This is a genomic window from Stenotrophomonas maltophilia group sp. Smal13, from assembly GCF_030236855.1.
Lineage (GTDB): Bacteria > Pseudomonadota > Gammaproteobacteria > Xanthomonadales > Xanthomonadaceae > Stenotrophomonas > Stenotrophomonas maltophilia_A.
Genome location: NZ_JASJSQ010000127.1, coordinates 1 through 12003, shown reverse-complemented (window position 1 = coordinate 12003; position 12003 = coordinate 1). Strand labels below are relative to the sequence as shown.

The following is a 12003-nucleotide window of genomic DNA, read 5'->3' as shown; positions in this document are numbered from 1 at the left end:
AAGAACAGCAGAAGCGGGTCGCGCGCTGCGCTTGCTCGCGAGCCGAGCCTGCGGTCGGCTTCGCGGACTGGTCTGAAAGCAGCCGAGCGTGGGCTCGGCTCTACAAAAAGCGGCCAGCCAGGCTGCTTTTGCTTTTGATCTTCTTTTTTCTTCTCCGTGGGTGGTAGACGCAGCAGAAATCTGTCAACGGCCGGGTGGGTTGGGCTGGCGGGGTATCCGCGGCATGGATGCCGCGGCTAAGCCGCCAGGGACGGGTTCACGGCGTCCCCGCCAGCCCCACCCACCCGGGCAGCCCACAGGAAACCGGCTTTCCGCGATCATCCCAAACCACCCACGAGGGGCTGCGCCGTTGGCTGGAAACCCCCGATTCGTTAGTCGGAAGTTAAAGATCCGTAAGCATTCTGCTGCGATCCCGCAGTCATCTGCATGCAACCGATCGTCATTAGCCTTCGTGACGTTCCAGTCAGGTTCGACGCGGTAAGCTCTCCCTCGATGAGCTCGCAGCATCGCTCATCGAGTGCAGTACGCAGTAGCAATTTGGAGGAATACATCACATGGCAATCGTTCTTTATGTCGGTGGTAGCAAGGATGGCGAGAAGGGCGTGGTGCCCTACGGCTTCAGCAAATCCCGCGCCGACACCGCGCTGGGGCCGGAGTTCTACACGGAGCGGTTCATGGAACTGCAGGGTGTCGGCAAGGTCCGCCTGATGGCCCTGGAAGGCATGCGTGACGAGATCGTCATGCAGCGCGCCGCCCGCCACTACCGCTGACCTCCGCAACACGCGGCAGGGCGCGCCCACCATCGCGCGCCCGCGCCGGCATCCCAGCCCAGGGCCAGTCCGAGCCCTCTTTTCGCCAGGATGCCGGCGTCCACTCCGGCCTCGCTGCTGAACCTCGCCCCCTGTCAATGCCTTGTCCGGCTCCGTCGTGGATTGCCAGAATGGGGTCTTCCCGTAACGCGGCACAGACCTGAAGCAATGCACGACGCCAAGAACGCCCAGAGCGCGCTCGCCCAGCAGATCGCCCAGACCATCGCCGACGAGATCGGTGCCCAGTCCGCCCAGGTACGTGCCGCCGTCGGCCTGCTCGACGAGGGCGCCAGCGTTCCGTTCATCGCGCGCTACCGCAAGGAAGTGACCGGGGGCCTGGACGACACCCAGCTGCGCAACCTGGAAGTGCGCCTGACCTACCTGCGCGAACTGGAAGACCGTCGCGCGGCGGTGCTGGCCAGCATCGGCGAGCAGGGCAAGCTCAGCGACGACCTGCGCAACGACATCCTGGCCGCCGACACCAAGAGCCGGCTGGAAGACCTGTACCTGCCGTACAAGCCCAAGCGCCGTACCCGCGCCCAGATCGCCCGCGAGGCCGGTCTGGAACCGCTGGCTGATGGCCTGCTGGCCGACCCGACGCAGGACCCGCAGGTCTTCGCGGCTTCCTTTGTCGACACCGACAAGGGCGTGGCCGACACCAAGGCTGCGCTGGAAGGTGCACGCGCGATCCTGATGGAGCGCTGGGGCGAAGATGCCGCGCTGGTCGGTGAGCTGCGCACCTGGCTGGGCGAGACCGGCGTGATCCGTGCCCGCGTGGCCGAGGGCAAGGAAACCGAAGGCGCCAAGTACCGCGATTATTTCGAGCATGCCGAGGCGCTGGCGAAGATTCCCTCGCACCGCTTGCTGGCGCTGTTCCGTGCGCGCCGCGAGGAGATCCTGTTCCTGGAGCTGGACCCGGGCAACGAGGCCGAGGCCGGCCACCAGTACGCCGAAGGACGCGTGGCGCGCAAGGCCGGCATCGCCGATCAGGGCCGCGCCGCCGACCGCTGGCTGCTGGATGCCTGCCGCCTGACCTGGCGTGCCAAGCTGCACACCCATCTGCTGCTGGACCTGTTCAACCAGGCTCGCGAAAAGGCCGAGGCCGAAGCCATCGCAGTGTTCGGCGACAACCTGAAGGACCTGCTGCTGGCCGCGCCGGCGGGCCCGAAGACCGTACTCGGGCTGGATCCGGGCATCCGCACCGGCTGCAAGATTGCCGTGGTCGATGCCACCGGCAAGCTGGTCGCGACCGACACCATCTACCCGCACGAGCCGCGCCGCCAGTGGGAGCAGTCGCTGCAGACGATCAAGCAGCTGTGCGCCAAGCACAACGTGGAACTGATCGCGATCGGCAACGGCACCGCCAGCCGCGAAACCGACAAGCTGGCCGGCGAAGCGATCAAGGCTGCCGCCAACCCGAAGCTGCAGAAGGTGGTGGTCAGCGAGGCGGGCGCGTCGGTGTACTCGGCGTCCGAGTTCGCGGCCAAGGAATTCCCGGGGCTGGACGTGTCGCTGCGTGGCGCGGTGTCCATCGCGCGCCGCCTGCAGGATCCGCTGGCCGAACTGGTCAAGATCGAACCCAAGGCGATCGGTGTCGGCCAGTACCAGCACGACGTGGACCAGTACCGCCTGGCGCGGGCACTGGATGCGCGGGTCGAGGACTGCGTGAATGCCGTGGGCGTGTACGTGAACACTGCCTCGGCCGCGCTGCTGTCGCGCGTGTCCGGCCTGTCGTCCACGGTGGCCGAGAACATCGTGCGCCATCGTGACGACAATGGCCCGTTCAAGCGTCGCAAGGACCTGCTGAAGGTCGCGCGCCTGGGCGAGAAGACCTTCGAGCAGTGCGCCGGCTTCCTGCGTATCGCCGATGGTGACCAGCCGCTGGACGCCTCGGCGGTGCACCCCGAAGCCTACCCGGTGGTCGAGCGCATCGTGGCCAGCACCGCGCGCCCGATCAAGGCGCTGATCGGTGATGGCAGCTTCCTGCGCGGCCTGAAGGCAGAACAGTTCACCGACGACACCTTCGGCGTGCCGACCGTGCGCGACATCCTGAAGGAACTGGAAAAGCCGGGCCGTGACCCGCGTCCGGAGTTCAAGGCCGCGCGCTTCGCCGAGGGCGTCGAGGACATCAAGGACCTGCGCGAGGGTATGGTGCTGGAAGGTGTGGTCAGCAACGTGGCCGCCTTCGGCGCCTTCGTCGATATCGGCGTGCACCAGGATGGCCTGATCCACATCTCGGCGCTCTCCGATACCTTCGTGAAGGACCCGCGCGACGTGGTCAAGGCCGGCGATATCGTCAAGGTCAAGGTGCTGGAGGTGGACGTGGCGCGCAAGCGCATCGCCCTGACCCGGCGCCTGGACGACACCCCTGGGCAGGCCACCAGCCGCCCGGGCCAGCGTGATGATCGCGGCCAGGGGCAGGGGCCGCGCCGCGACGCAGGCGGCCAGAACCGCGGGCCAAACCGGGGCCAGGGCAATGGCGACCGTCCCGCTCAGTCCGCGCCCCCGGCCAACAACGCCCTGGCCGAGGCCTTCGCCCGCGCCAAGCGCAGTTGAGGACCGTGTCCCCCGTCACGCTTGATTCGTGGCGGGGGACTTGTCGATTTTCCCCGTGATTGCGCACACTTGCGCCTGAGGGGGGCGTTTGGCCTCCCCGCTGTCGCTGGGGAGGGCCATGACGCCAGCAGGACCCGTTGTCTTCGTTGAGGGCTGCAGCGTTGTGCTGCGGCTGCTGCCCGCCTGTGCGGGCCGGGGACCGGATTGATGGCGGGCCAGGGAAACAACGGCAACGGGCTGCTCGAGCGGCGCCTGCAGGAACTGGCAGAGGAGCGCCGGCGCCTGGCCATGATCATCGACGGCACCGCTGCCGGTACCTGGGAATGGAACGTGCAGACCGGCGAAATGCGGGTCAATGCGCGCTGGGCGGAGATTGTCGGCTATCGCCTGGAAGAGCTGGAGCCGGTGTGCCAGAAGACGTTCCTGAAGCTGGTCCACCCCGACGACATCGTCCTGTCCGACGCGGCACTCGAGGATCACTTCGAAGGCCGCAGCGACAACTATGTCTGCCTGCTGCGCATGCGCCACAAGAATGGCCAGTGGATGTGGATCCACGACCGTGGCCGCGTGTTCGAATGGGACGGGCAGGGACGACCGCTGTGGATGGCCGGTGCGCACGCCGACGTGACCGAGCTGCAGCAGGCGCGGCAGGATGCGGCCGAGAGCCGGCAGCGATTGCAGGCCGTGGTCGACGCGTCCGATGAGGTGGCGGTGATCGCGACCGATACCGAAGGCACCATCACCCTGTTCAATACCGGCGCGGAACGCCTGCTGGGTTACAGCGCGGAAGAAGTGGTCGGCCAGCGGCGACTGGGTGATTTCCACGATCCGGACGAGCTGGCGGCCTGGCTGCGTCCGCTGGCGGCTGCGGACGGAAGCCTGCCGGGCGCGTTTGAAGCACTCAGCGCCCGCGCCGATGAGCAGACCTATTCACGGCAGTGGACACTGCGGCGCAAGGATGGCCAGCCACGCCAGGTGCGCTTGTCGATCAGCCGCATGGATGGTGCCGGCGGCGCGCGGATCGGCTATGTCGGCATGTCCATCGACATCACCGAGATCCTGCAGGCGCGCGCCGAAGCACGCCTGTCGGCAGAGAAATTCGCCGGTGCGTTCACGTCGGCGGCGCTGGGCATGGCGCTGGTGTCGCTGGAAGGACGCTGGCTGGACGTCAATGACGCACTGTGCCGGATCCTGGGCTACCCCCGCGAAGAACTGCTGCAGGTTGATTTCCAGCGCCTGACCCACCCCGATGACCTGCAGACCGACCTGGCCCTGGTGCAGGATCTGCTGGCCGGGCGGCGCAGCCACTACCACCTGGAAAAGCGCTATCTCGATCGCGACGGCAAGGTGATCTGGGCGCGGCTGTCGGTGTCGCTGGTGCGCACCGAGCACGGTGAACCGCTGCATTTCGTGTCGCAGATCCAGGACATCAGCGCCCAGCGCAGCAGCGAGCAGCGCCTGTTCGAGAGCGAGCAGCGCAGCCGTATCACGCTTGATGCGGTTGCCGACCTGGTGCTCAGTGTCAGCCTGGATGGCCGTATCGACTACGCCAATGCCGCCGCAGTACGCACCCTGGCGGGTGATGGCGCGCTGTCGCTGGCCGGGCACAAGGTGCAGGACGTGCTGGCACTGACCACCGAATATGCGCCCGGTTCGGTACTGGATGTGTCGGTCCTGCTGGACCCGGAAAGCAATGCGGTGGACCTGCACGCCGATCTTCTGCTGCGCCTGGGCACGGCCACGATCCCGGTCGACCTGACCCGTGCCTGGCTGCGCGATGATGAAGGTCATGTACGCGGTGCAGTGTGGGTACTGCGTGATGACACCCAGCAGCGCGCGCGCCAGCGCGAAGCGCGCCATCTGGCCGAGATCGATCCGCTCACCGAGCTGAGCAACCGTCGCGGTTTCGAGGTGCATCTGCAGCAGGCGATCACCCGCGTCGAGCGAACTGGCCAGGCCGCGTCGTTGATGTACATCGACCTGGACCGCTTCAAGCCGGTCAACGACACCTGGGGCCATCTGGCTGGCGATGCCGTGCTGTGGGCGGTGGCCAGCGTGCTGCGCCACGGTGTGCGCGATTCGGACGTAGTGGCGCGTCTGGGCGGCGACGAATTCGCAGTGATCCTGTCCGGCTGCACGCCGCGTCGTGCCGCGCGCATCGGCGGTGAACTGCTGCACACCCTGGCATCGCTGTCGATTCCGTGGGACCGGGACCGCCTGCATGTGGGTGCCAGCATCGGTATCTCGCCATTGGCGGGTGGGATGAGCGTGGACCAGGCCGTGGCAGCGGCTGATGCCCAGTGTTACCGGGCCAAGGCAATGGGTCGCAACAACGTACAGGTGCAGGGCGAGGCCAGTGAGCTGCCCGGCGATGATTCCGAAGCCGCCGAAGGCTGATCTCAGCCTGTGAGAGGGCGTGCGCGAATACTGCGCGCACATCCACTCATGCAGGTGATCCCATGAAGGTCTGGAACCCGGTTGCGATGCGGGCCTACGCCCCGGCGATGGTTGGCTGGTGCCTCGCGCTGGCCGCCTGCCTGCGTGCGGAACAGCTGCGCGGCGACCTTCACGCGCAGGCCCTGCTGCCGGTACTGCAGGGCGGCGCGGTCGCCCTGCTGGTGTTCACGCTGTCCTGTATCGGTGCCGCCAGCATCGTGCTGTGGCGGACGGGCAGGAACGCGGTGGAGTGATGCGGTGGATGGTCACCGCATCCTCCACGTCATGTTGCGTCAGCGCAGTACTTCATCCGAACTGACCAGCTGCACGTCGTGCATCAGATCGAGGTAAGCCTCGTAGTAGCCCTTGTGCGAGGCACCGACGATCGTCAGCATGCGGGTGCCTGGATGCTGGCCCAGGATGTCGCGCATGTTGGCGACCATGCGCAGGTTGCGGGTTTCCCAGTAGCCCACGTAGTTGCGGCCGAAGCCTTCCGGCGAGGGCTCGACGAGGGTCGCGCCGAAATCGCTGTTGAAGGCCACCATCGCGGCCTCGGGTGTGTTGTAGGCGCGATACATTGCGAGCAATCCATCCGGTTGAGCAAGATTGGCCTCCAGTCGTTCATCGGCCGCCCTGCGCGCTTTGACGAAGGAATTGTCCCAGGCACCGCGTATGGCGGCAGCGTAGGCCTTCTGCTGCGATTCCGGTGTTGGCGAATCTGCAGTGTGGTCGTCGACCGACCACAGGCGCTCCAGCCCCAGGCGTGCCGCAAGTACGCCGGCCACCAGTCCGGCCTCGTTGCGGCGGGCCATGCGCGTGTCGAGGAACTGCACCAGTTCCGGTGTCAGGCTGTCCGAAGCACGTCGCTCTTCCCTGGACAGCCGCAGCCATTGGACGACTGCCGAGCTGCTTTCGCCCGCGGCCAGGAACACGGCGGCCAATCGGCGCCGCTGGGCAGCGGTTGGCGCCTTCGGCCAATCCGCAAGCAGGCGTTCCATCTCCACGTTGGCGCTGGGCACGTCCAGGCCGGTGGCGGCCTGCGCCGGTGCCGGATCGACGCAGTAGTCCGCTACGCTCTCCGCGTATCGGGCCGGATTGCGGCGCATGAAGTCACACTGCGGGCCGGACAGGTTCTCCACCGCGATCGCGGTGGGCCGCCAGGCTTCCAGGCGCTGCAGCAGAGGTTCCAGCATCGCCGGCGTGAAGGTCTCCGGCAGGCTGGACAGGTGCGGGCTGCCCAGCACCAGCACTTCGTTCGGGCGTCCTGCGGGTGGTCCCTTCAGCTGGTCGGGGTGGAAGGCGGGTCGATAGGCGGCGTCGTTGGCCAGCGCGCTGCTGCTGCACAGGGCCAGGAAGAGAAGGCTGGCAAAGCGAGGGAACATGCGATCTCCATGTCGATAAGCATCCTGCGGGGCCTTCATGCTGGTCATTTTCTCCTGCTGGGGAATCCCGCATTGGTCATGTAAACCTTTCTGCCTTGAGCTGCATCCTTCTGCTGAGCGATGCTGTACGCAATGCCCAGGCGATGCAGAAGATGACATTGGACGACTGGACCATCGACAGTCCGCGGCTGCACCTCCGGCCATTCACGCCCGGTGACGCCGACGAGGCATTTGTGGCAATCACACCCGGGCTGACCCGCTATATGGCGTTTGAGCCGCCACCCTCGAAGGAGGCGTTTGCTGCCGTCTGGCGGACGTGGCTGCTTACCATCGCCGACGGGACCGACATCACGTTGGTGATCCGCAGGCGCGGGGATGGGGTATTCCTTGGCCTGGCAGGCCTGCATCGAGCCCGTGAAGCAGAACCCGAACTGGGCATCTGGATCGCAGAAGTGATGCATGGGCACGGCTATGGCCGCGAGGCAGTGGCGGCGGTGTGGTCGGCGGCCTCCGGGCGCCTTCGCTGTGCTGCGTTCCGCTACCCGGTGGCGGAACGGAACCGGTCCAGCCGTGCATTGGCTGAGTCCCTTGGTGGGCAGGCAGTGGCACGTGAGCAGGGCGTGAAGTACACGGCAATCGTCTACCGCATTCCCGCTGCAATGCACAGAGTTGCGACGGACGTCGCGGAATCCCGCTAAAGCGGCCGACGGCGTCGCCGATACTCCCTCTGGATCCCGCTCCAGTCACCCGCCGCAGGACCCCAGGCTGCCCCCGACGGGCGGTCCGCGCAGTGTGTTCCGCCGCTTCCAGATGCCGATCGCACCCGCAGCAGACGTTCTTGGCAGTCGCTCGAGAGGTGCCCGTTGGCACCTGTAGTCCCTGGCAACTGATGTTGCCGCCGGGCATCCCGCCCGTCGGGTCACAACCGCTTACCGGACACCGAGGATCAGACAATGCTCATTCCAGGCTTCACGGCAGGCGCGCAGGCGCCGGCCGAGCTGCATACCCGTTGGTCGCCGTGGCGTGCGCTGCTTGGCGTGCTGGCGCCGCAGCAACGCACCAGCACAGAGGCGGCGATGACCGACCGCACCGAGCTGGAAGCGCAGGTGGCCGCGCTGCATCGCGTGCAGGCCGTCATCGAGTTCGCGCTCGACGGCACCATCCTGCGGGCCAATGACAATTTCCTGCAGGCGATGGGTTACCGGCTGGAGGAGATCCAGGGCAAGCATCACTCCCTGTTCGTCGACCCCGAGCAGGCGCGCAGCGCGGAATACCGCGACTTCTGGGTGCGCCTGGGGCGTGGCGAATATGACGCCGGACAGTACCGCCGCTTCGGCAAAGGTCAGCGCGAGATCTGGATCCAGGCTTCGTACAACCCGGTGCTGGACCGCCAGGGGCGGCCGTACAAGGTGGTCAAGTTCGCGACCGACATCACCGCGCAGAAGCTGCAGGCGGCCGACTCGGCGGGGCAACTGGCCGCGATCGCCAAATCGCAGGCGGTGATCGAGTTCAGCATGGATGGCCGCATCCTGTCGGCCAATGGCAATTTCCTGGCCGCTACCGGCTACAGCCTGGACGAAGTGCGCGGGCAGCACCATTCGTTGTTTGTCGAGCCTGAGCATCGCAGCAGCGTCGAGTATCGCCAGTTCTGGGAGAAGCTCGGGCGCGGCGAATATGACGCCGGCCAGTATCGGCGCCTGGGCAAGGGCGGGCGCGAGGTCTGGATTCAGGCATCCTACAACCCGATCCTGGACCTCAATGGCAAGCCGTTCAAGGTCGTCAAGTACGCCACCGACATCACCGCGCAGGTGCACGAGAACCAGGCCATGCAGCGCGCCGTGGCGCAGACCCGCGAGGTGGTGGCTGCCGCCAAGCAGGGCGATCTGACCCAGCGCGTGGCCACCGCCGACAAGAACGGGTCGATCGCCGAACTGTGCGAAGGCGTGAATTTGCTGGTCGAGGCGATGGCCGCGATCATCGGCCAGATCAAGTTCGCCGCGGACACCATCGCAGTCGGCGCGACCGAAATCGCACAGGGCAACAGCGACCTCTCGCAGCGTACCGAGCAGCAGGCGGCCTCGCTGGAGGAAACCGCTGTGTCGATGAAAGGCCTGGCCGAGACCGTGCAGCGCACGGCCACCAACGCGCGCCAGGCCAGCCAGCTGGCCGGCGGAGCGGCCGACGTCGCCGCACGAGGCGGCACTGTGGTGCATGAGGTGGTCGAGACGATGGCGGTGATCAATGCCTCGTCGCGGCGCATCGTCGACATCATCGGAGTGATCGACGGCATCGCCTTCCAGACCAACATTCTCGCGCTGAACGCAGCGGTGGAGGCTGCGCGTGCCGGTGAACATGGCCGCGGCTTTGCCGTGGTTGCCACGGAGATCCGCGAGCTGTCGCAGCGTTCGGCCAGCGCAGCCAAGGAGATCAAGCACCTGATCGATGAGTCGGTTGCCAATGTGGGCGCCGGCACGGCGCAGGTTGAGAGCGCGGGCCGTACCATGGATGAAATCGTGACCAACGTGCGCCGGGTCAGTGACCTGATGACTGAAATCAGCACGGCCTCGCAGCAGCAGAGCGACGATATCCAGCAGATGAATCATGCGGTCGACCTGATCGATCAGGGCACCCAGCAGAACGCGGCCCTGGTCGAGGAGGCGTCGGCGGCGGCGCGCAGCATGGAAGAGCAGTCGGCGCAGCTGCTGCAGACCGTGGCCAGCTTCCGCGTGCAGGGCGGGGCCGGGCACCGGCACGGAACAGCGGGGCTGCACGCGGTCTAGGCACGGCGACCGGACGGGTCTTCCTTGCTATCGGTGTCGCCGCGTACGCAGTTGCGACCGGCATGTTTGGCGCGATACAGGGCCTGGTCGGCGCGTTCGACCAGGTCGCGCGGATCGCGGTCTTCGCCGGGTGCCTGCCAGGCCACGCCGATGCTGATGGTGACGGTGGCCTCGGGGGCGGGCAGGGCTGCGGCTTCGACCGAAGCGCGCAGCCGTTCGCCCAGGCCCAGTGCGTGGGCGGCATCGGGCGAGGGCAGGGCGGCGATGAACTCTTCGCCGCCATAGCGCGCCAGCAGATCGTCACCTCGTTGCAGGCAGCCATCAAGAATGGCGGCGACCGACTGCAGGCGACGATCGCCCTCCGGATGGCCATAGGTGTCATTGAGCCGTTTGAAGTGGTCGATGTCGATCATCAGTACCGCCAGCCCGAGTCCCTGGCGGCGTGCGCGGCCACGGGCATTGCCAAGAGATTCGTCGAAGCTGCGGCGGTTGCCCAGCCCAGTCAGCGGATCGCGCCGCGCCAGCGTTTCCAGCTCATCGCGCTGGCGCTGGATCTCCACCTGGCTCAGCACGCTGCGCAGGGCATAACCGAGCATGGCACCAATGAAGCCCACCGTGGCCAGGGTGGGCTGCAGGCGCGCGACCAGCAGCGCCACCATCATCAGCAGCAAGGGCAGCATCAACGGCACGCCGGCGTCGACGATGCGGCGCAGGCTGCGCGATACCTCCACCGCCGGATAGCGGCGCTTGCTGGCGGCCATGACGGCCAGCACCACGAACAGTCCGCTGATCAGCAGGTCCCCCCAGTTGCCGTCAGGCAGCTGCGGCTGGTAGGTGTTGATGTAGAACGCCAGCAGGAAATAGCCCAGCGCGTAGATCGCAAGTGTCCGGAAGAAATCGCGGCGGTCGGGATTGTCCTCGGCCAGGAAGCGGATCAGCGCGAAGCAGAACACCAGGCTGTTCTGTAGGTTGCTCATGGCGTTCAGGCACTGCGTCCACAATGCGGCGTTGAAATGCGCCATCGCCCGCGTGTGCCCGAAGTACAACAACCACAGCAGCGCGATGATCAGCAGGTCCACCGCGCGGATGCAGCGGTTGCCGCCGCCCGGGCTGGCGGCTACGTAGGTCAGGGGGATGCGGTAGAACACGTACAGGATCAGCGAAGACACGGTCATCTGCGCAGGATCGAGGCCGGCCACATTGCGGTACAGCAGGGCGAGCAGGGCCAGCGAGAACAGGCCCACGGCAGCGCCCAGCGTCCGCCATTTGCAGGCCGCCTGGCGGCTGTCACGCGCACGCCGCACGCAGGCCAGTGCAGCCAGCAACGGCGCAGTGATCAGCATCAGGTAGGAGCCGACCGGGTCCTGCGGGCCAACAAAGGCAATGACGAGCGCGTGCGTGACCAGAAAAAACAGTGCCGCACGCAACGTCATGCATTCCCCCGCCCCCAGCTCCGGCTGGGATCACGATAGGCAGAAGCACGTGTGGCTTGCAAGAAAAGTGTGCGCTGCGTCTATTCCAAAGCTTGCCGGAAGTCGCAGTTGTGTTTCAGCATGGTGACGCGGAGCCTTCGACGCGGGCGTACATCCAGAAGTCACGGGGCTGTCCTCGAACCCGCCGGTAAGCGCGCAGCAGGCCTTCGCGCTGCATGCCGAGGCGTTCCAGCACGGCGATCGAGCGGGCGTTGCTGTCCAGGACAGTCGCCTGGATTCGGACCAGGGCGAGTACGGCATGGCCCCATTCGAGCACCGCGCGTGCTGCGTGCGTGGCCAGTCCCTGACCCTGCCAGCGCGGATCGAGATCATAGGCAAGTTCGCCGCGGCCATGTGACAGGTCGATTCCGTTCAGGCCAACGGTGCCGATCAGCTGGCTGTCGGCGCCCACCAGCGCCCAGCGCTGGTCCGTTGCCGTGGGCAGGTAACCGGCGATCTGGCAGCGCAGTGCTCTTTCGGAAACGTCGCCCCAGCTGGTGTGCTCGGTCACGCCCGGCAGCGAGAGATAGCCGGCCCAGGCGGCAGCCTCATCCACGTGCAGTGGACG

Annotated in this window: 9 protein-coding genes; 6 read left to right on the top strand and 3 right to left on the bottom strand. The window is 66.6% G+C overall.

Annotated elements, in window-relative coordinates; translation table 11 throughout:
* Positions 1–554: 554 nt before the first annotated feature.
* From QRO95_RS23840 to QRO95_RS23825, 4 genes are all read left to right on the top strand, one after another.
* Entirely contained in the window at positions 555–770 is a 216-nt protein-coding gene (locus QRO95_RS23840) for a hypothetical protein (protein ID WP_005410085.1), read from the top strand.
* A 207-nt stretch (positions 771–977) separates the two neighbouring features.
* On the top strand, positions 978–3365 hold the full coding sequence (locus QRO95_RS23835) for a Tex family protein (protein WP_285303618.1): 2388 nt from the start codon (positions 978–980) through the stop codon (positions 3363–3365).
* 207 nt (positions 3366–3572) lie between these two features.
* The gene (locus QRO95_RS23830; protein ID WP_285303617.1) at positions 3573–5762 is read left to right on the top strand and encodes a PAS domain S-box protein; all 2190 of its coding nucleotides are present in this window, start codon (positions 3573–3575) and stop codon (positions 5760–5762) included.
* Between the two features lie 62 nt (positions 5763–5824).
* Complete coding sequence (locus QRO95_RS23825; protein ID WP_049400551.1) at positions 5825–6055, top strand: hypothetical protein; 231 nt, start codon at positions 5825–5827, stop codon at positions 6053–6055.
* A gap of 39 nt (positions 6056–6094) precedes the next feature.
* Here QRO95_RS23825 and QRO95_RS23820 read toward each other — a convergent pair whose 3' ends face one another.
* On the bottom strand, positions 6095–7183 hold the full coding sequence (locus tag QRO95_RS23820; RefSeq protein WP_285303616.1) for a DUF5694 domain-containing protein: 1089 nt from the start codon (positions 7181–7183) through the stop codon (positions 6095–6097).
* A gap of 152 nt (positions 7184–7335) precedes the next feature.
* Here QRO95_RS23820 and QRO95_RS23815 point away from each other — a divergent pair, with 152 nt between their 5' ends.
* Positions 7336–7881, top strand: coding sequence for a GNAT family N-acetyltransferase (locus tag QRO95_RS23815; RefSeq protein WP_049400559.1), 546 nt, complete (start codon positions 7336–7338; stop codon positions 7879–7881).
* Positions 7882–8136: 255 nt separating this feature from the next.
* Complete coding sequence (locus tag QRO95_RS23810) at positions 8137–9963, top strand: methyl-accepting chemotaxis protein (protein WP_285303615.1); 1827 nt, start codon at positions 8137–8139, stop codon at positions 9961–9963.
* Here the strand turns inward: QRO95_RS23810 and QRO95_RS23805 are convergent.
* Both QRO95_RS23805 and QRO95_RS23800 read right to left on the bottom strand, forming a co-directional pair.
* On the bottom strand, positions 9960–11396 hold the full coding sequence (locus QRO95_RS23805) for a GGDEF domain-containing protein (protein ID WP_032129387.1): 1437 nt from the start codon (positions 11394–11396) through the stop codon (positions 9960–9962). The genes QRO95_RS23810 and QRO95_RS23805 overlap by 4 nt on opposite strands.
* A 115-nt stretch (positions 11397–11511) precedes the next feature.
* Positions 11512–12003, bottom strand: a 492-nt coding sequence (locus QRO95_RS23800) for a GNAT family N-acetyltransferase (RefSeq protein WP_285303614.1), incomplete at its 5' end; no start/stop codon positions are given.